Origin of the sequence: Shewanella scandinavica, from assembly GCF_031932065.1 — a bacterium.
GTDB lineage: Bacteria > Pseudomonadota > Gammaproteobacteria > Enterobacterales > Shewanellaceae > Shewanella > Shewanella baltica.
This window is the reverse complement of sequence record NZ_JAUOES010000013.1, coordinates 18,155-36,544: the sequence shown is the minus strand read 5'-3', so window position 1 is coordinate 36,544 and position 18,390 is coordinate 18,155. Positions and strand designations below refer to the sequence as shown.

General features: G+C 47.1%; 18 protein-coding genes. 14 read left to right on the top strand and 4 right to left on the bottom strand.

The annotated features are described in order from the left end of the window. Positions 1 to 131: 131 nt before the first annotated feature. From apbC to Q4Q50_RS12705, 9 genes are all read left to right on the top strand, one after another. On the top strand, positions 132 to 1,247 hold the full coding sequence (gene apbC / locus Q4Q50_RS12745) for an iron-sulfur cluster carrier protein ApbC (RefSeq protein WP_012089389.1): 1,116 nt from the start codon (positions 132 to 134) through the stop codon (positions 1,245 to 1,247). Between the two features lie 11 nt (positions 1,248 to 1,258). Continuing rightward, positions 1,259 to 1,897 (top strand): uridine kinase, encoded by a 639-nt coding sequence (udk, locus tag Q4Q50_RS12740; protein ID WP_006081926.1) that lies wholly within the window; start codon positions 1,259 to 1,261, stop codon positions 1,895 to 1,897. 31 nt (positions 1,898 to 1,928) lie between these two features. After that, positions 1,929 to 2,510 carry a dCTP deaminase gene (gene dcd / locus Q4Q50_RS12735; RefSeq protein WP_006081925.1) on the top strand — a complete coding sequence of 194 codons (582 nt, stop codon included), beginning with the start codon at positions 1,929 to 1,931 and terminating at the stop codon, positions 2,508 to 2,510. Positions 2,511 to 2,515: 5 nt separating this feature from the next. Beyond that, positions 2,516 to 3,325: an aminodeoxychorismate lyase gene (pabC, locus tag Q4Q50_RS12730; protein ID WP_311899602.1), complete on the top strand. Its 810-nt coding sequence runs from the start codon at positions 2,516 to 2,518 to the stop codon at positions 3,323 to 3,325. Then, positions 3,322 to 4,359 carry an endolytic transglycosylase MltG gene (gene mltG, locus Q4Q50_RS12725; protein ID WP_259514201.1) on the top strand — a complete coding sequence of 346 codons (1,038 nt, stop codon included), beginning with the start codon at positions 3,322 to 3,324 and terminating at the stop codon, positions 4,357 to 4,359. The genes pabC and mltG overlap by 4 nt, the downstream gene beginning before the upstream one ends. Before the next feature lie 22 nt (positions 4,360 to 4,381). Then, positions 4,382 to 5,008, top strand: coding sequence for a dTMP kinase (tmk, locus tag Q4Q50_RS12720; protein ID WP_311899599.1), 627 nt, complete (start codon positions 4,382 to 4,384; stop codon positions 5,006 to 5,008). Next, the gene (holB, locus tag Q4Q50_RS12715; RefSeq protein ID WP_311899598.1) at positions 5,002 to 5,958 is read left to right on the top strand and encodes a DNA polymerase III subunit delta'; all 957 of its coding nucleotides are present in this window, start codon (positions 5,002 to 5,004) and stop codon (positions 5,956 to 5,958) included. Before tmk ends, holB begins: the two co-directional genes overlap by 7 nt. A 6-nt stretch (positions 5,959 to 5,964) precedes the next feature. Further along, complete coding sequence (locus Q4Q50_RS12710) at positions 5,965 to 6,291, top strand: PilZ domain-containing protein (RefSeq protein ID WP_006081920.1); 327 nt, start codon at positions 5,965 to 5,967, stop codon at positions 6,289 to 6,291. Between the two features lie 137 nt (positions 6,292 to 6,428). Next, positions 6,429 to 7,217, top strand: coding sequence for a TatD family hydrolase (locus Q4Q50_RS12705; RefSeq protein ID WP_311899597.1), 789 nt, complete (start codon positions 6,429 to 6,431; stop codon positions 7,215 to 7,217). Between the two features lie 242 nt (positions 7,218 to 7,459). On the opposite strand, the gene rsmF is transcribed toward Q4Q50_RS12705, so the two are convergent. After that, positions 7,460 to 8,920: a 16S rRNA (cytosine(1407)-C(5))-methyltransferase RsmF gene (gene rsmF, locus Q4Q50_RS12700; RefSeq protein ID WP_311899595.1), complete on the bottom strand. Its 1,461-nt coding sequence runs from the start codon at positions 8,918 to 8,920 to the stop codon at positions 7,460 to 7,462. A 223-nt stretch (positions 8,921 to 9,143) separates the two neighbouring features. On the opposite strand from rsmF, the gene Q4Q50_RS12695 reads away from it, so the two are divergent. Continuing rightward, complete coding sequence (locus tag Q4Q50_RS12695; protein WP_259528833.1) at positions 9,144 to 10,370, top strand: spore maturation protein; 1,227 nt, start codon at positions 9,144 to 9,146, stop codon at positions 10,368 to 10,370. A 141-nt stretch (positions 10,371 to 10,511) separates the two neighbouring features. Here Q4Q50_RS12695 and Q4Q50_RS12690 read toward each other — a convergent pair whose 3' ends face one another. The 3 genes from Q4Q50_RS12690 to Q4Q50_RS12680 are packed head-to-tail and all read right to left on the bottom strand — an operon-like array spanning position 10,512 to position 14,389. Continuing rightward, the gene (locus Q4Q50_RS12690; protein WP_311899594.1) at positions 10,512 to 13,151 is read right to left on the bottom strand and encodes a PqiB family protein; all 2,640 of its coding nucleotides are present in this window, start codon (positions 13,149 to 13,151) and stop codon (positions 10,512 to 10,514) included. Continuing rightward, entirely contained in the window at positions 13,138 to 13,755 is a 618-nt protein-coding gene (locus Q4Q50_RS12685; protein ID WP_311899593.1) for a paraquat-inducible protein A, read from the bottom strand. The genes Q4Q50_RS12690 and Q4Q50_RS12685 overlap by 14 nt, the downstream gene beginning before the upstream one ends. A 1-nt stretch (position 13,756) precedes the next feature. Beyond that, complete coding sequence (locus Q4Q50_RS12680; RefSeq protein WP_006081914.1) at positions 13,757 to 14,389, bottom strand: paraquat-inducible protein A; 633 nt, start codon at positions 14,387 to 14,389, stop codon at positions 13,757 to 13,759. A 207-nt stretch (positions 14,390 to 14,596) separates the two neighbouring features. Between Q4Q50_RS12680 and Q4Q50_RS12675 the strand changes: the two genes are divergently transcribed. The 4 genes from Q4Q50_RS12675 to prc all read left to right on the top strand — a co-directional run bounded on the left by Q4Q50_RS12675 (position 14,597) and on the right by prc (position 18,355). Then, positions 14,597 to 14,896 (top strand): YebG family protein, encoded by a 300-nt coding sequence (locus tag Q4Q50_RS12675; RefSeq protein ID WP_006081913.1) that lies wholly within the window; start codon positions 14,597 to 14,599, stop codon positions 14,894 to 14,896. A 17-nt stretch (positions 14,897 to 14,913) separates the two neighbouring features. Continuing rightward, the gene (msrC, locus tag Q4Q50_RS12670; protein WP_311899590.1) at positions 14,914 to 15,372 is read left to right on the top strand and encodes a free L-methionine (R)-S-oxide reductase MsrC; all 459 of its coding nucleotides are present in this window, start codon (positions 14,914 to 14,916) and stop codon (positions 15,370 to 15,372) included. Between the two features lie 282 nt (positions 15,373 to 15,654). Further along, on the top strand, positions 15,655 to 16,281 hold the full coding sequence (gene proQ, locus Q4Q50_RS12665; RefSeq protein WP_311899589.1) for an RNA chaperone ProQ: 627 nt from the start codon (positions 15,655 to 15,657) through the stop codon (positions 16,279 to 16,281). A 28-nt stretch (positions 16,282 to 16,309) separates the two neighbouring features. Continuing rightward, complete coding sequence (prc, locus tag Q4Q50_RS12660) at positions 16,310 to 18,355, top strand: carboxy terminal-processing peptidase (RefSeq protein WP_311899587.1); 2,046 nt, start codon at positions 16,310 to 16,312, stop codon at positions 18,353 to 18,355. Positions 18,356 to 18,390: the final 35 nt, after the last annotated feature.

Here is an 18,390-nt window from a genome sequence, read left to right as displayed (position 1 = left end):
ATATTGGTAGAGATACTAACCGATTACAGGATGATTTTCATCAAAAGCTGAGCCGATTGAGCTAAATCTGCGCTAATGTTTTCTGCATTATCTGGTACACTTGGGCAAATTTATTGGTGGGGGTAATTCTTTTGTCTTCAACTCAAACTGATTATCGTCTAAATGACGATCTTCTCGGGCCAGTTCTGGCTATTCTCGATTCATTTATTGACCCATATCTCGCGAAAGGGTTAGTGAGCGCAGGATGCGTAAATAAACTGGCGTTGGAAGGTAAGCGTTTGCAGCTTGGCTTAGTCTATCCATACCCTTGTATGACTCAGTATCGCGACACTGTTATGGCGCTGACGAATAAGTTAGCGGTGCTCGATGCTATTGATGAAGTCGAATGTGAAATCGATTTTCAACCTAAAGCCTACTCAGCGTTATCTTCTATCGCACCGATTGCCAATGTGAAGCAAGTGATTGCCGTAGCCTCAGGTAAGGGCGGCGTGGGTAAGTCAACCACAGCGGTGAACTTAGCTTTGGCCCTCGCGGCTGAAGGCGCGCAGGTGGGTATTCTTGATGCGGATATTTACGGCCCGTCAGTGCCTATGATGCTAGGTATTCCTAATTTCAGACCGCTTTCCCCCGATGGCAAACACATGACCGCCGCCAGTGCCCATGGTATTGCTGCGCAATCGATTGGGTTTATGCTCAGCGGTGATGAAGCGGCCGTGTGGCGCGGCCCAATGGCAGCGGGCGCGTTAGCGCAACTACTCAATGAAACCCAATGGCCAGAGCTGGATTATTTAGTCGTCGATATGCCGCCGGGTACGGGTGATATTCAATTAACTCTGTCGCAAAAAGTGCCGGTGAGTGGTGCTGTTATCGTGACTACGCCGCAGGATATCGCGCTGGCGGATGCCAAGAAGGGCATCAATATGTTCCAGAAAGTGAACATTCCTGTGCTGGGTATCGTCGAAAACATGAGTTTCCATTTATGTCCCGAGTGTGGCCATAAGGAACATCCATTTGGAACACACGGTGGCAGTAAAATCGCCGAGCGTTATCAAGTTCCACTGTTAGGCGCCTTGCCGCTGCACATCAATATCCGTGAAGCCATGGATAACGGTGCACCGACCGTCGTTGCCGATCCAGACAGTGAAGTAGCCGCACTTTATCGGGAAATTGCCCGTAAAGTGGGCGCAGAATTGGCTTTAAAGCAAAGCCAGAAAACAGTTTCTATTAGTGTTTCAGATGACGAGTAAGGTTTAAGGGTATGAATTCTCAGCAGTGTGTCATTATTGCAATTGCTGGCGCGTCAGCATCGGGCAAAAGTTTAATTGCCAAAACGATTTTTGACGAATTACGCCGCGATTTAGGCACAGATCAAATTGGGGTAATTAATGAAGACGCGTACTATCGCGATCAGAGTCATTTATCCATGGATGAACGGGTATTAACGAATTACGATCATCCAAAAGCGTTGGACCATCAACTGTTGTGCACCCATTTACAGTTGCTGAAGTCTGGCGAAGCTGTTGATATCCCTTGTTATAGCTACACAGAACACACTCGTATAGCAGAAACCCTGACGATGACACCGAAAAAGGTGATCATTTTAGAAGGTATCTTACTGCTGACCGATCCTAAATTACGTGCGCTGATGGACGCGAGTGTGTTTATGGACACACCGCTGGACATTTGTTTCCTACGTCGCCTAACCCGTGATGTGGCGGAACGCGGTCGTACGATGGAATCTGTGATTTCTCAGTACAAGAAAACCGTGCGTCCTATGTTCTTACAGTTTATCGAACCGTCGAAACAATACGCCGATATTATCGTTCCCCGTGGCGGTAAGAATCGTATTGCGACCGATATTTTAAAAACTCGTATCCAACATTTACTGGCAAAATAACGACATAAAAACTCAAGGAGTAATAGGCAAGATGCGCTTAACCGATATCGAAATTGAACAGGCCCTTGATAACGGCACTATCGTAATAGAACCTCGCCCAGGCATAGAAGCTATTTCAGGCGTCAGTGTTGATGTGCGCTTAGGTGGACAGTTTCGCGTCTTTAAAGATCATACTGCGCCTTATATCGACTTGAGTGGCCCAAGCGTCGAGATGCAAGCTGCGCTTGATCGGGTGATGAGTGAAATTATCGAAATCCCTGATGGCGAAGCGTTTTTCCTGCATCCTGGCGAATTGGCCTTGGCGGTGACTTACGAGAGCGTGACGCTGCCCGCCGATATCGTCGGTTGGCTCGATGGTCGTTCATCATTGGCGCGTTTAGGCCTGATGGTGCACGTGACGGCGCACCGTATCGATCCGGGTTGGCAGGGTAAAATCGTGCTCGAGTTCTATAACAGCGGCAAGTTACCTTTGGCCCTGCGTCCACGTATGACCATAGGCGCGCTTAACTTTGAACGCCTCAATCATGCGGTTGCACGTCCTTATAACACCCGTAAAAGTGCCAAGTATAAAGATCAGCAAGAAGCGGTCGCCAGCCGTATCAGTCAGGACTAACACAAGTGTTTTGGGTGAATGGCGCATCGCAGGCGAGTGTCGACCCTTCCGATCGAGGGCTTGCCTACGGTGATGGCCTGTTTGCGACTATGCGGACAGGCGCTGAGGGTATTTTGTTTTTCAACGCCCATCAAGCTCGTTTAACCGCAGGCGCCGCAAGGCTTGGGTTTCAATGGCAAATGAGTGAAGCACTGCAACAGCAGCTTCATGCCTTAGCCATTGAATATCCACATCATTGCATTAAGTTAATCGTTTCCCGTGGTGTCGGTGGCCGTGGTTACACACCACCAGAAACGGTTAATCCTACCGAAATCGTCTCAGTTCATGCTATCCCAAGCTATTATGCAAAGTGGCAGCAAGCGGGCATTTGCCTTAAAACCTCGTCGATACGATTGGGTTTGCAGCCCTTGTTGGCTGGGATGAAGCATTTAAATCGACTCGAACAAGTCTTAATAAAATCCCACCCTTTACCTCAGGGGTTTGATGACTGGTTAGTTAACGATATCGAAGACAATGTGATTGAATCTTCGATGGCGAATGTGTTTTTTATCAAAGGCAATCGCGTTATAACCCCTTCATTAGCCCAGTGCGGCGTGGCGGGTGTGATGCGCGAACAGGTTATGATAGCCTTGCTTGAACAGAACATGAATATCGAATGTTTGCCCGTTGGCGCCGAGCGTTTAATTGAATTTGACTCAGCGTTTATCACTAACAGCGTTTTAGGAATTGTGGATGTGCTGGCGATAGACTCGCTCAAGTTCAGCCGTGCTCCGATTACCGCGCAACTTAGACAGACACTTTCACTCACCCTATGAAAAAACTCATTCTTATCGCCAGTTCAACCCTGTTGACCTTGCTGACATTAGTCTGTTTGGGCGCCTTTTGGGGCTATCAAACCGTCATCGAATACAGTCAAACACCGCTGAGTCTCAGCGAGCCTAAAGAGCTGACCGTTGAACGCGGTACCAGCGTTAACCAGCTTGCTCAGCAACTTGCCGACGATGGTGTGATTCAAGACACGTGGAAACTCAAGTGGTTACTTAAGTTCCGCCCTGAGCTTGCTAAGATCCGCTCGGGCCTTTACGAAATCTCACCTTCACAAACCATTACCGATTTGCTGAATGATTTGATTGCCGGAAAAGTGAAAACCTTCAGTTTAACCTTAGTTGAAGGCAAAACCATCGTTGAATGGGAACAACAACTTGCCAGTGCGCCGCATTTACAGATGTCACCAGAGGTGTTTGCCGCGGTATTGATGGCGCAGGGCGATGATTCAGGTTTGCCAGAGGGTAAATTCTTCCCCGACACCTATCATTATACTGCTGAGGCGGATGTTAAAGTCCTGCTGACTCAAAGCTATAAGATGATGGAGCAAGAGCTTGCCAAAGCGTGGGCAGAACGGTCGCCAAATTTGCCGTTAAAATCCCCCTATGAAATGCTGATCTTGGCATCGATAGTCGAGAAGGAAACCGGCCAAGCCCATGAGCGTGACCAAATCGCTGGGGTATTTGTTAATCGTCTTAATCAAGGCATGCGTCTGCAAACCGACCCGACGGTGATTTATGGCATGGGTGAACGCTATAAGGGCAATATCACCCGTAAAGATTTAGTCGAAGAGACACCTTTTAACACTTACCGTATTTTTGGATTACCGCCAACGCCGATTGCAGCACCGAGTAAAGCCTCACTGATGGCCGTGTCTAAACCTGCCAGTGTGAGTTATCTCTATTTTGTGTCACGCAATGATGGCACCCATGTGTTTTCAAGCACACTTGAAGCACACAACCAAGCTGTAGATGTGTATCAGCGTAAGAAAAAACCGGCGACGCCAGAAAAATCACCAAAGTAAAAATGCAGAGAAAGAAAATCCAATGTCAGTTTTTGCAAAATTTATCGTTATTGAAGGTTTAGAAGGCGCGGGTAAGTCGAGTGCGATTAACCTTATTCGCGACTTTATTGAGAAACATACGGGTAAAGCGCCGATCTGCACCCGCGAGCCGGGTGGCACGCCACTGGCTGAACGTATCCGTGATTTGGTCAAAATTGCCGATGCGACCGATCCCCTGTGTGACGAGGCCGAGTGTTTACTCATCTATGCCGCCAGAGCTCAATTGGTTGCCAATGTCATTAAGCCCGCGCTTGCGCAGGGTCAATGGGTATTGGGTGACAGGCACAATTTATCGTCACTGGCCTATCAAGGTGGTGGCAGGGGCTTAATGCCGTTAGTGGAAGCGGTGAGCACTGCCACCCTTAAAGGCTTTAAACCCGATCTCACCTTATACTTAGATTTAGATCCTAAGCTTGGGCTAACCCGCGCAGCTAAACGCGGTGAGCTTGATAGAATCGAGCAACAAGCGATTGGTTTCTTTGAACGGGCTCGCGCGACTTACCTTAAACTTGCCAGCGAAGATGACAGCATAGTGGTTATCGATGCGAGTCAAACCATGGCCGAAGTGCATAAAGATATCTTAGCCGTGCTACAGGCGATGGCATGGTAGTTGAGTCTGGGTTTACAGCTGCGCAATTGCCTTGGCTCGAAGGGCCAAGACAGGCATTTTTAGCGCAACTCACGCGGCAAAAAATGCCCCATGCACAGCTTGTCGGCATTGATTCTGCCTATGGTGGTGAGCTGCTGAGCGTATTTATGGCGCGTGCGGCCATGTGTTTGCAGCCAACTTCAGCGGGGGCCTGCGGTTTTTGTAAGTCTTGTCAGCTCTTTGATGCGGGAAATCATCCCGATTTTTACCATATTGCTGCCGATGGCAATCAAATTAAAGTCGATCAAATTCGTGAGCTTTGCACGCGTCTGACGGCGACTGCCCAGCAAAGCGGTATGCGAGTGGCGATTATTCATCATAGCGAGCGGCTTAACTCCGCTGCCGCCAACGCACTCCTTAAAACCCTTGAGGAGCCGGGTAAAGACACTTTACTGATATTGCAGTCGGATACGCCTGCACGTCTAATGGCGACGGTTAGCAGCCGCTGTCAACGCATTCCCTTCGTAGTGCCAAGCCGAGAGATCATTAAAAACTGGTTAGCGCAGCAATGTAATATCCAAGAGGATGTCACTTGGTGCTTGAGTGTGGTGGGTGGACCGCTAAAGTTGGCAGAGAGCTTGCAGTCTGAAGGTAGTCAACAGAGCCGTTATCAATCCTTGCTACAGTTTCGCAAAGATTGGGCCCAAAGTTTGTCGTCTGGTCATCTGTGTGCTAGTTTGTTAACTATAAGTGAACAACAAATAATTGATGTTCTTAAGGTTTTATACCTGCTTATACGACAGGTGTTACTGAAAAATAGCCATCAAGATGCGTTTATCCATGCGCAGCTCGGGAACTTGGCGGCCAAGATCATGGGAATGTGTCATAGCTTAAGTACAATGCCGAGCGTCAATTATCTGGCCTTGTGTCAAAGTTATGTCTTAGAATATAGAGAGATAACAAATAAGTAATATGCCATGGTAGATCTCGTCGTTAATTTTGATACCTTACATCAGCTATATCGTGCCTATATGCCTTTTATTAAGCCGGCAGGATTATTCATTGCCACCAGTGAAGGGCATTACCTTGGCCAGCCGCTGACGATTGCGTATCGCTTACCGGGCGCGACCATAACGAATGAATTTCGCGGTGTCGTGGTATGGATCAATCCCTTAGGTGCTTCGGGCGGCCGTCCTGTAGGCATTGGCATTAAAATTGTTTCTGAGCCCGATAGTCATAAACACCACATCGAAAAATTACTGTCCCGCGAACTTGCCTCCGGCGATCTAACCTGCACTATGTAAGCGTTACTCTCGCTTAACTGTTCTAGTTTTAACATTGGCCCGCACTCTAAACTGACTCTTTACCTCCGCGGAATTTGACCTCGATCCCTTGGCTGGGTATCCTTGTCGTCCTTTTGTTATTCAGCTTGGAAATCCCTGTGCTTATTGATTCACACTGCCATCTCGATCGCCTTAAAGCGGCGCCTGATCAACAAACCCTCGAACATATTCTGGCCAGCGCGAAAGCCCGTGGCGTGGACTATATGCTATGCGTCAACGTGCGCCAGCAGGGATTTGAATCGATGCGAGATAAAGTTGCAGCCTTCGATCAGGTATTTTTATCATCGGGCGTGCATCCATTAGACGTTAAAGAAGGGCTTGATGTTGAGCAAATCCGCCGCTTTGCCACCGATCCTAAAGTGGTCGCGATTGGTGAAACTGGCCTAGATTATTTTTATGCCGACGAAACTAAATTGCTGCAACAACAATGTTTTGAGCAGCAGATCGCCCTTGCGGTCGAAGTGAATAAACCTTTGATTGTCCATACCCGTGATGCACGTGAAGACACGATCACTATGCTTAAGCAGGGCAACGCGGATAAAGTCGGCGGCGTACTGCATTGCTTTACCGAGAACTGGGAAATGGCGAAAGCGGCGATTGACCTTGGCTTTTACATTTCAGTATCAGGCATAGTCACCTTTAAAAATGCCGGTGAACTTCGCACTGTTATCCGTAAAGTGCCACATGATCGCCTGCTGGTTGAAACTGACTCGCCTTATTTGGCGCCTATTCCACACCGTGGACAAGAAAACCAGCCCGCCTATGTGCGCGATGTGGCTGAGTTTGTGGCCGAGCTTAGAGGTGAGCGCTACGAGGATCTTGCTGAGTACACCAGCAATAACTTCTTTAATTTATTCAAAGATGCGGCGCGTTTAGTCGGCCGTTAGTTTTAAGTGCTTTGATCCAGATTATGCGATTGCGTGATTGTTAGCGTGCAGGCATAAAAAAAGGCCCAAAACGATGAAAGCTGTTTGGGCCTAGGGGAATGGCTCGTTGAAGAGCCGTGCGCTACAGGTGAAAGCGCCATGCAGTGCGCTTTGCAATAGACTCATTGTAGTCGAGCTTTTGCCCTAGAGTCGCGTTCACCTTCCCCCTTTTTTAGGTTATTTATCGCTAAAAAACAGCAGAACTATAACGATTTTGTCTGTTCTGGTAGCAATAACACTTTATCTTTCACTAAGTCTCTGGGCAGGTTGTTTTTTAACTTATTGCCTAAATGTTTCGCCATGCCTAACGGCGCGCCGCCATAACAGACGATCACTTCACCTTGGGCTTTGCCTGCGGTCGCGAAGGGAATATCTCGCCCCATCAAATACTCTTTGGCTTCAACATCGCTCACATCGACCGTTTTTGCCGTTGGGCTAAGTTGTTTTCCCGCTAAAGCAATAATCGCTTCATGGCGGACTTTAAAACCGTGCTTACTGTTATCGGCGAGTTTAATGCCAATACGCTGAAAGCGCATACGGCCGATAAAAGCGTTGAATTCATGTGGAAATAGCCAGAATTCATCATCGCGAACCATGATGAGTTCGTCTGGTAAGCTGATGCCTAAATCCTGCTGAAAATAGTCTTTGATCCCTTGGGCTTGTTTCGCTGATGCGGTCGTGAAGGGGAAGTTTTTCTGCAGTTTAGGCTCAGGCTGTAACCGCGGCACAGAGGCAGTTTTTGTCAATTTAGCGACAAAGAAACCTTCACTGTCGTAAATCTGCGGCCAGACATGCAAGAAGCCTTCGGCAGTCGTGGCTCGCTCAGCGCCATCAAATAAATCACTTAAGGATTCAAATTGCACGGCATCGCCGTAGACTTGTTTTAAATACTCGCACACGCCTTGGTTTTCGAGACGGTTTAAGGTGCAGGTCGAGTAGACCAAACTGCCGCCGGGTTTCAGGGCGAGAAACGCCGATTCGATTAAGGCTTTTTGGGTTTCGCTAATCGCCAACACATCGTCAAGGCTCCAGTGCTTTAGCGCATCGGCGTCTTTACGCACTGTGCCTTCGCCGCCACAGGGCGCATCAATGAGCACGGCATCGAAACTTTCATACAGGTATTCGCCAAACACGCGGCCATCGAAATGGGTGAGAGCGCAGTGGCTCGCGCCCATGCGCAGCACATTGGCGTGCAATACTTTCACGCGGCTCGCCGAATACTCATTCGCCACCAATAAACCTTGGTTTTGCATCAATGCGGCCATTTGCGTGGTTTTTGAACCCGGCGCAGAGGCGAGATCGAGTACGTACTGCCACTTTGCACTAGTCGTAAATGCACTAGGCGTAAAAAGTGCGGTCGGCGGCAACATAGAGCTGGCTTCTTGAATGTAGAATAAGCCCTGAATGTGCTCTAAGGCATTGCCGAGTTGTTCTTCTTCATCGTAACTGATCCAAAATCCGTCTTCACACCAAGGAATAGGATCAAACGTCCAGCCCTTAGGTTGCATCAGAGTCTTAAAGTCGTCGCTGCTGATTTTTAAGGTATTGACCCGAATTGAACGTCTAAGCGGCCTGTCGCAGGCGGCAATAAACTCGTCCATGGATAAATGGGCGGGGAGTTCTTGGGTGATTGTATCGATAAAATTTTGATTTAATTGAACCATTGATTTCATTGAACCATAGGAAAATAGACTGTGTATCAACTGGCGTGAGTATATCATAATCCCTTATTGGGTCTGAGATTTTATGCCAAGTGCCTCAGTCGTTATGGTGATTTGAGGTTTATGCACTGACGATTACCGTAATATTGCAATGAGTCGCCATAAAGCTAGCACTCAGTAGTCATGAGCTAATAGAATAAAAACAAATAAAAATAAGGGGATTAGCGTGCTGAATCGCGTGTGGTTAGCTTTTTTTATCACGGCATTGCTAGCAATAGCGGTGCAACTGTTCAATGGGCACATAGAAGTCCTATCGGCTTCGGTCGCCGCATTATTTGCGAGCGCTAAGCTTGCCGCCGAAATTTCCCTTGGCCTGATTGGTGTACTTTCCCTGTGGATGGGGTTAATGCAGGTGGGCGAGAAGGCCGGAGTGGTCAGCGCTATCGCCTTTGTGTTTGAGCCCTTACTGCGCCGTTTGATGCCAGAAGTGCCCAAGGGCCATCCCGCCTTTGGCAGTATCACGATGAATTTAACGGCGAATATCTTCGGTTTAGATAATGCCGCCACGCCGCTTGGTTTAAGGGCAATGCATGATTTGCAGAGTTTAAATCCGCTAAAAACCGTGGCGACTAATGCACAAATCTTATTTTTAGTGCTCAATACTTCCTCTGTGACCTTAGTGCCTGTGACAGTATTCCTTTACCGTGCCCAGCAAGGTGCAGCTGCGCCTGCGGATATTTTCCTGCCGATTTTACTGGCAACCTCGGCCTCGACATTGGCGGGCTTACTGGTTGTGGCGTTAGTGCAGCGGATTTCGTTATTAAACTCTGTGGTGCTCGGTTATGGCGCCTTGATGCTCTCTGGCCTAGTGGCGAGTGGTTTTTATCTGATGACCTTAAGTGCTGAAGCCATTGGCACAGTGTCGACGGCAATGGGTAACGGCATTTTATTGTTATTAGTGTTTACCTTCGTCATTGTTGCAGGCATCCGTAAGGTGGCGGTTTATGATGAGTTTATTGAAGGGGCGAAGGCGGGTTTTGCCCAATCTATCCAACTGATCCCTTATTTGCTCGCCATGCTATTAGCGATCGGTTTACTGCGCGCATCCGGCGCCTTGGATTATCTGTTGCACTTGATTGCCAGTGGCGTGCGGATATTGGGTTTTGATACGCGTTTTGTCGATGCTATGCCGACCGCGCTGATGAAGCCTTTTAGTGGTTCAGGCGCCAGAGCCATGATGCTCGAGACAATGGATCATCACGGCGTCGATTCTTTTGCTGGCCGATTAGCGGCGATTTTTCAGGGCAGCACTGAAACTACTTTTTATGTTCTCGCCGTGTATTTTGGTTCTGTGGGTATTCGCCATGGCCGCCACGCCTTAGCCTGTGGGTTAACCGCGGATTTTGCAGGGATCAGCGCTGCGATTGCCGTTTGTTATTGGTTTTATGGATAAGGGGTTAGAGTGTTGAGCGACCTAGAATGTCTCAATAGAATTGCAAGGGAAGCTAAAAATAAATCAGGCGCATAATGCGCCTGATTGACTTTTAAGAGCTTTAATATTAGTGCGTTGGTGTAAGTATTTTGAAGAAAAGAATTACTGGGCGGGTGCCCATTCCTGCCATTCGTTTTCGGCTTTGTGTTGCAATCTTAATACTGTTCCTGCTGCTAAACGATTAACCTCTTGAGTCGTGTCCTTAGTCGCGACATTAATACCGCCAGCGAGTAAGGTTTCCAGCGAGCCCGCTTCGATTTGCGCACCTGAAAAGAGGCCAACATCGACTTTAATTCCAGAAGCATCCCAGAACTGACTGCTTTGATTCACTAAGTGACTGTACTGCGGCTCAATATGGGCTTGCATCAGCACGCTATTGCCCTGTGTCGACAGGTGATAACCATCGATTTGACCGACTTTGATACCACGGAAGAAGATAGGTGTACCGACTTTCATCGAGCCTAAGTTGTTATCTTCTAAGACGAATTTAAGCGCATCTTCGTCAACGTTGGCATAACTGCTGGCAGCGAGGTTGGCAACAAACTGGGTCGCTTTTTGACTGCTTGTACCCGGCAGTACACCGATATAAGGGCCAGTGATCAAGGTTTCTGGCGCTTTAATTCCCGCCAGAGAAATTTGCGCATCCACTAGATGATATTCACAGTCGCTGCGGCTGAAATGTTCGGCGTATTCGCCGTAGAGATAGGCCGTTGCAGTGAGTGTATTGAGATCGGCATTGAGCTTCACCTGCGACACTTCACCCACTTGATGACCTTGATAACGAATCGCTGCCTTGGCCGCCAGTTTGCTTGAGGCGGGTAGGGTGAGGCGAATCGCCTGCGCCTGAGTTAATGCCAACTGCTTGCTCTCATAGAGTTTTAAGTTAGCTGCATTGCTGGCTTTGTCATTGCTATCAAGCAATCCCAGACTGATGCTGCCCTTTAATGCTCCTTGAAGCGGCGCGACCGCAACATCAATACCCGCAAGACTGGCGCTGATATCGACAGCGCTGTTACGCCAGAACACATGAGGCTTTTTCAGCAAGGGCTGGAACTGTTTGTCGATAGCGAGCTTGATAGCAAAGTCTTCGGTCTTACTTTGCCAGTTCACTGAGTCAACTGTCCCAATTTGCATCTTTTTATAGTAAATCGGTGAGCCTTGGCTGACATCGGCGCCATCTTGACTGATTAAGGTCAGATGCACTTGCTGCTGACGATCATAGAAGGCTGTCGCAGCATCCACTGAGCTAAACAAGGTGAGGGTGCTGTTGGCGGCGAGTGGCGTATCGCTGTGGCCTTGGATCAAGCTAACCGCACCTTGAGTGAGCGTCGTAAAGTCCCTTGCTTTGACTGAGACACCGTCTAACGACGCGTTTACCGTTAATGCTGACTCAGGCACAAAATAGCTGTCACTGCGAATTAGGCTAGCAAACTCAGGTTGTAACTCGAGTTGGTATTCCACCGCCGATAAATCTTTGGTTAACTTAACCGCAAGCACTGAGCCAATGGGGATTTGCTTGAAGCGAACTTCGGCGCCCGCTGAAATGCCCATGTTTTCGGCTGAGGTTAAGGTCAAGAAACGCTTCTTCGATTGCAGTAAATCAGGTGCTTTGGCTTGTAAGGCAAAACTGCTTGGCATCGCCGTTTTAGTATTAATACCCGGCAGGAAGTTGATCACGCTGCCCGTTAGTAAACGCTCTGGATTTTTAATGCCTGAGAGGGAAATATCGGCACCTTCAAGCCAAAACACGCAGTCGTTAGTTAACAGTGAACCGTATTGAGGTTCAAACTTAGCCACGGCTATTACGCCATTCGCGGTGAGTTGCTTGCTTAAAATGCTGCCGATATTGATGCCGCGATAAACGATGCGAGTGCCTTTGTCGACACCGTTAGCATCAGCCATGGTCAGGTTTATTTCTATGCCGCCAAGGGCTGTGGTTTCTGAATCATAAAGCGAAAAAACGTCGCCGTTTTTGGCAATATCCGCGTTATCGTCAGAGCTGAAACTCACGCCGCCAGCCAGAATGGAGGCCAAACTCTCAGAGCTGACTTTAACCCCAGTCAGCGAAGCATCAATTTTAACACCGGAGACATTCCAAAAGTGAGAGTTTTTCTTCACTAATCGCGCGTATTGCTCTTGAATAAAGGCGCTGATGATGACCCTTTGATTACCATCTAGACGATAGCTGACCACGCTTCCAACCGGAATTTGGCGGAAAAATATCGGCGAGCCAACATCGAGCGAACCGAGTTTGTCTGAGGTCAATTCGATCATCACACCTTCTGAGCCGATTTGCATCGGCGGTGGTTGGCGTTCTGCTTCAAAAAAGGTCGAGGCATTACCTTTACCCGGTTGAATCGCAATGTAGTTACCCGAAAACAGTGCATCTAAGCCTTCAACACCTGTGATGCTGGCCTTAGGGGTGACAAGCCAGAAGAGGGTCTCTTTATTTAAGAAAGGCTTAGCACGGTAGTCCATCATGACTTTAACGTTTACGCCCTTGAGATCTTCATCTATGCCAATGTCTTTGACTTTACCGACAGTCAAGCCTTGGTATTTGACTAAAGTTTTACCTACGTCAATCCCAGTGGCGCTCGGAAAGTGAATTTGAATTTCAACGCCCGATTCTTTAATGCTCTTGATGCCCAGCCACGCCCCCAATGCCAACGCGACAATAGGCAGTAGCCAAATGGGCGAAAAGAGTTTTTTCTTTACAACTTTCGGCGATTCAATTTGTGTCATCTTGAGGTTCCAATCGATCCCAGAGTAAACGAGTGTCTAACACTTTTGCGGCTAACTGAGTTAACAGAATAACCAAGGCAAATGCGGTCGCGGCAGGCGCGGGTTTAGCATCGAGTAGTTGTCCCATATTCACTAATGCCACTGTGATTGAGATGACAAATAAATCGAGCATAGACCAACGACCAATCCATTCGATGATGTGAAAACCCACCATCAATTTTTTTTTTGAAATCGGAATATCAAAGCTGATCGCACACAGATAAATGGATAAGCCGATGATTTTAATCCATGGCACTAAAATACTGGCAGTAAACACTATCACGGCAATGGGCAACATATCTGAATGCACTAGATGCAAAATGCCCGAAAAAATCGTGTCGTGCCGTACTTGCCCTTGGTTGGTCAGCATAGTGATAGGGTAAATGTTGGCAGGTACCAGTAAGATGGCAGCGGTAATCAACAAAGCCCAACTTTTTTGCAGGCTAGAATAGTCCCTTACATGAAGTTCGGCTTCACAGCGTTGGCAGTGGCTGAGGTCACTACTATTGAGCTGGCGGCAGACCTTACACAGACACAGGCCGATATCTTTACCTTGTTGCTTCATATCAGCGATGACCTTCCAATAACGTCCACATGTGCTCTAAGTCGTACTCTCGTTGCAGAAACAAAGTCACGAGAAACAACATAGTGAAGCAAAATGTGCCCATACCAAAATAAATATCGGAAAAATCAGAAAGCTGGAACGATGAAACCAAAAAGCTGATCACATAAATTTCTAGCATAGTGAGCTGTGATAATACCCCATGAAACTTCAATAATTGCTTTAATGAGTTACGCCAAAAAAGACGACTCAGTCCCCATTTCACAATCAAAATCTGCGTCAGTATCGATAACAGTAATAAGCCTGGGCCAATCACAGCGGCGGCAAGCACGGCTAAACCAACGACCCAATAACCTTGGTCAAATACCGCAAACGCGCCCTGAAAAACCGTGGTGGTGCGAATGCTGCCGAAAAAGTGAATTTCTAGTACGGGTAAAAAATTGGCTGGAAAATAAAACACTAGTGCCGAGATACATAGGGCGAGCATGCCATTTACAGAGCAGTAGGGAGTGTCATAAAGTGCAGTACTGCAACGGGGGCAAAGGGCTCTGACACCGCTTGGCAAGGCACGTTTGCGGACTGCTAAATCGCAGGAACGGCAAAGGATTACTGAATTTTCTGCTGCGTTTTCATGCATATAAAAATATATATTAGCCTAAATAGGAGTAATAACAGCGAGATCGGTGCAAAGTGTAGTGCTAATCAGCCGTTCTGCACAGTCTAGCGCTTTATAATCTTGGCAACGAAAGTACGCTAATAATATCAGATTAATCAGAACACTTGCATCACAAGTTCAATCTATGTCACTCTAGTTACTGTATATAAAAACAGTGCGAGGGCAGTCATGGCAGTAATAACACAGTTTGTCGTGGTCAGAGAAGGGGTTGAAAAGATGACATTCACATCTAAGAAGGAGGCTGATGCCTACGATAAGATGCTCGATATCGCCGATAACCTTATCCCCTTCATTCAAAAAGCTGATTTAGGTATAGATGAAAGCGTGGGCGAAAAGCTCGCATTCTATTTTGCTAACAATAAAGATGAGCTGACGAACTTGCTTAAAGGTGTCGTTCAGGTTAATAGTACGCCAACGAATCCACCTGCTGCGAAAAAAGCGGCTAAAAAGACCGAAGCAGCAGAATAAAATTGTTAGGAAATGTAATGAAATCGAAATTTTATGAGTCACTTAACCGTCAAGCCTTGGCCTTATTGGAAGGGGAATACGACCTTGTTGCGGCAATGGCGAATTTTTCAGCCTTACTCAATGATAATTTGACTGATCTGAACTGGGTGGGATTCTACGTTATGCGTGGCGAACAACTCGTATTAGGCCCGTTTCAAGGTAAAGTGGCTTGTACACGCATTCCGTTAGGAAAAGGCGTGTGTGGTACGGCGGCATTCACCAATCAAACCCAGCGAGTGGCCGATGTTCATCAATTTGATGGCCATATTGCCTGTGATTCTGCCAGTAATTCTGAAATCGTTGTGCCAGTTCGTGCCCAAGGTAACGTGGTTGCCGTGCTCGATATTGACAGCCCAATCTTCGATCGTTTCGATGAAGAAGACCAAAAGGGGCTGGAATTACTGGTTAAAAGTTTTGAAAACTGCCTATTTGATTAATTTGCGTACAATAACGCATAATTCATAGTCGCAATCGGTGGCGTGCGCCTTATAATATGCGCCTGCACGCATTAAGCTGGTTTGATCGGCATGCAATGAATAAGCTTAGTGTTTTGAGCTGTAAAAATTTGTTAAGGTATATTTTTTTTAACTTTAGTAAACGCGGCTAGGATGCTAATTTGTACGTTGACTCAATATTGAGTTTAACGAAGATAAACGACACGTAAGAAGTTGATATATATCACCTCGAATCGATGTCCCTTTTTGACTGTGGAAGTAATGATGGAATCAACAGAAAAGTTGACCGACACCAATGCAATTTTGGCGTATTTGTATGAAACATTTCCTTTGTGCTTTATTGCTGAAGGTGAAACTAAGCCATTAAAAATCGGATTGTTTCAAGATTTGGCTGAAAGGTTGGCTGATGATTCTAAAGTCAGTAAAACTCAGCTCAGAGTTGCCTTAAGACGTTACACCAGCAGCTGGCGCTATTTAAAGTGCGTTAAAGCGGGCGCACAACGCGTTAATCTGGATGGCGAACCTTGCGGCGAGTTAGAGCAAGAGCACATTGACCATGCTCAAGCCATGTTGAAAGAGAGTCAGGATAAAGCGAAAGCGAAACGTGCAGCACTCGCACCTAAGCCTGCGTCGAAGAAAGCACCTAAAAAGGTGGCTGTTCCTCAACGTGCTAAAACTGAGCGTCCTGCTAAGCCTGCGCCTAAAGCAGCGCCAGTCGTAAATTATGTCCAAGCACAATTGACTGATTTAACGAAAAAACAACGCGTCAATGTTAAGTTAGGTATGACACCCGTAGCCGGTGTGATTACTGATATTAACAAGGAAGATATTCATGTTCAGCTTGATAGTGGCCTAACGATTAAAGTTAGAGCAGAACATATCCTGCTGTAATCATTTTTTAAAACGGAGTAACTTGTTGATGCGAAAACTCACTTTGGCTACCTCGATCGCCACTGTTTTTGTCGGATTCTCGGCTTGGGCCGTACCACCCACGATTCAAATCAGCGAGTTACCCACTCTCAAGCAGGAAGCGCAACATAAGGTCGCGAGCAAAAGGGTAACGGACTTATACACTCGTTCGCACTATCATAGATTTAATCTTGATGATGCCTTTTCTACGCAAATTTTTGACCGTTATCTACAGCAGTTAGACTATCGCCGCAATGTGTTAACCCAAGCGGATGTCGATAGTTTTAAACCTTATGCTACCCAATTCGATGACATGCTCAGTTCTGGTGAACTTGAGCCTGCCTATAAAATGTTTGATATCGTCCAAAAGCGTCGTTATGAAGGCTTTGTCTATGCTTTATCCCTACTGGATAAAGAGATGGACTTCTCCGCCCCTGGCGATGCCTATGAGTACGACCGTGACGATGCGGCATGGCCAAAAGATCAATCCGAGATCAACGAGTTATGGCGTCAACGTGTTAAATACGATGCGCTAAATCTAAAACTCACAGGTAAAAAATGGCCTGAGATTGTTGAGATCCTGCAAAAGCGTTACAACAACGCCATCAAACGTTTGACTCAAACCAACAGTGAAGACGTGTTCCAAGGCGTGATGAATGCCTTCTCACGCAGCATTGAGCCGCATACGAGTTACCTGTCACCACGCAATGCTGAACGTTTCCAAATGGAAATGAATTTAAGCCTTGAAGGGATTGGTGCTCAACTGCAACTTGAAGACGATTACACTGTTATTAAAAGCTTAATTGCTGGCGGCCCTGCGGCTGGCAGCGAAAAACTGTCGCCGGAAGACAAGATTGTCGGCGTCGGTCAAGAAGGCGGTGAAATTGTTGATGTGATCGGCTGGCGTTTAGACGACGTGGTTGATCTGATAAAGGGGCCTAAGGGCAGTAAAGTCGTACTGCAAATTTTACCGAAGAAAGGCGGTTCGAATGCTAAGCCATTCGACGTTACCTTAGTACGCGATAAAATTCGTCTTGAAGACAGAGCGGCAACCTCTAAGGTGATTGAACCTAAAGACGGCGAGTACGCTAATCGCAAAGTCGGCGTGATCCATATTCCTGGTTTCTACATGAACCTGTCACAGGACGTTGAAAAAGAGCTAGTGAAGTTAAACGAAGCCAAAGTTGAAGGCATAGTCATCGACCTTAGAGGTAACGGTGGTGGTGCATTAACAGAAGCCGTGTTGCTGACGGGACTCTTTATCGATATGGGCCCTGTGGTGCAAATTCGTGATGCTGATGGCCGTGTGTCTGCGCACCGTGATAACGATGGCAAAACCAGTTATGCGGGCCCGTTGACTGTGATGGTTGACCGTTACAGTGCTTCAGCCTCTGAGATTTTTGCTGCCGCATTGCAAGATTATGACCGCGCGCTAATTGTCGGTGAATCTAGCTTTGGTAAAGGTACAGTGCAGCAGCATAAGAGCTTAGGCCGTATCTACGACATGTATGAAAAACCAATTGGTCATGTGCAATACACAATTCAAAAGTTTTATCGGATCAATGGTGGCAGCACTCAGCTTAAAGGTGTGACACCAAACATTGCTTACCCAAGTGCGTTAGAGCCAGGTGAGTACGGCGAAGCTGAAGAGAAAAATGCATTGCCTTGGGATAAAGTGCCAATGGCACAATATGGCACGCTCAATGATGTGACGCCTGAGTTAGTGACTAGCCTTGAGGCCAAGCACCTTAACCGCATCAAAAGCAATGTAGAGTTTGCTTATATCAATCAAGATATTGCCGACTTTAAAAAGCACCACAAAGAGAAGACAGTTTCTCTGGTTGAAAGTGAGCGCATTGCCTCCCGCGAAGCCGATGAGAAGAAAGTCCTCGATAGAACGAACGAGCGCCGAGTCGCCAATAGTTTAGCACCAGTTAAATCAATGGAAGACATTAAAGACGAAGCCGAATTGCCAGACGCATTTTTAGATGAAACGGCTTATATCACTTTAGATATGGCTGATGCGCAAAAACTGGCTAAAACTAGTGCTAAGTAGGCGCTAGTCGAGTCGATTTATCCAATATCAAAACG

Coding starts and splice junctions, on each gene's coding strand:
- rsmF (WP_311899595.1), bottom strand. CDS start 8,920: ATGGTTCAATTAAATCAAAATTTTATCGATACAATCACCCAAGAACTC.
- udk (WP_006081926.1), top strand. CDS start 1,259: ATGAATTCTCAGCAGTGTGTCATTATTGCAATTGCTGGCGCGTCAGCA.
- Q4Q50_RS12690 (WP_311899594.1), bottom strand. CDS start 13,151: ATGACACAAATTGAATCGCCGAAAGTTGTAAAGAAAAAACTCTTTTCG.
- tmk (WP_311899599.1), top strand. CDS start 4,382: ATGTCAGTTTTTGCAAAATTTATCGTTATTGAAGGTTTAGAAGGCGCG.
- holB (WP_311899598.1), top strand. CDS start 5,002: ATGGTAGTTGAGTCTGGGTTTACAGCTGCGCAATTGCCTTGGCTCGAA.
- mltG (WP_259514201.1), top strand. CDS start 3,322: ATGAAAAAACTCATTCTTATCGCCAGTTCAACCCTGTTGACCTTGCTG.
- prc (WP_311899587.1), top strand. CDS start 16,310: ATGCGAAAACTCACTTTGGCTACCTCGATCGCCACTGTTTTTGTCGGA.
- dcd (WP_006081925.1), top strand. CDS start 1,929: ATGCGCTTAACCGATATCGAAATTGAACAGGCCCTTGATAACGGCACT.
- msrC (WP_311899590.1), top strand. CDS start 14,914: ATGAAATCGAAATTTTATGAGTCACTTAACCGTCAAGCCTTGGCCTTA.
- Q4Q50_RS12685 (WP_311899593.1), bottom strand. CDS start 13,755: ATGAAGCAACAAGGTAAAGATATCGGCCTGTGTCTGTGTAAGGTCTGC.
- Q4Q50_RS12710 (WP_006081920.1), top strand. CDS start 5,965: ATGGTAGATCTCGTCGTTAATTTTGATACCTTACATCAGCTATATCGT.
- Q4Q50_RS12675 (WP_006081913.1), top strand. CDS start 14,597: ATGGCAGTAATAACACAGTTTGTCGTGGTCAGAGAAGGGGTTGAAAAG.
- proQ (WP_311899589.1), top strand. CDS start 15,655: ATGGAATCAACAGAAAAGTTGACCGACACCAATGCAATTTTGGCGTAT.
- Q4Q50_RS12680 (WP_006081914.1), bottom strand. CDS start 14,389: ATGCATGAAAACGCAGCAGAAAATTCAGTAATCCTTTGCCGTTCCTGC.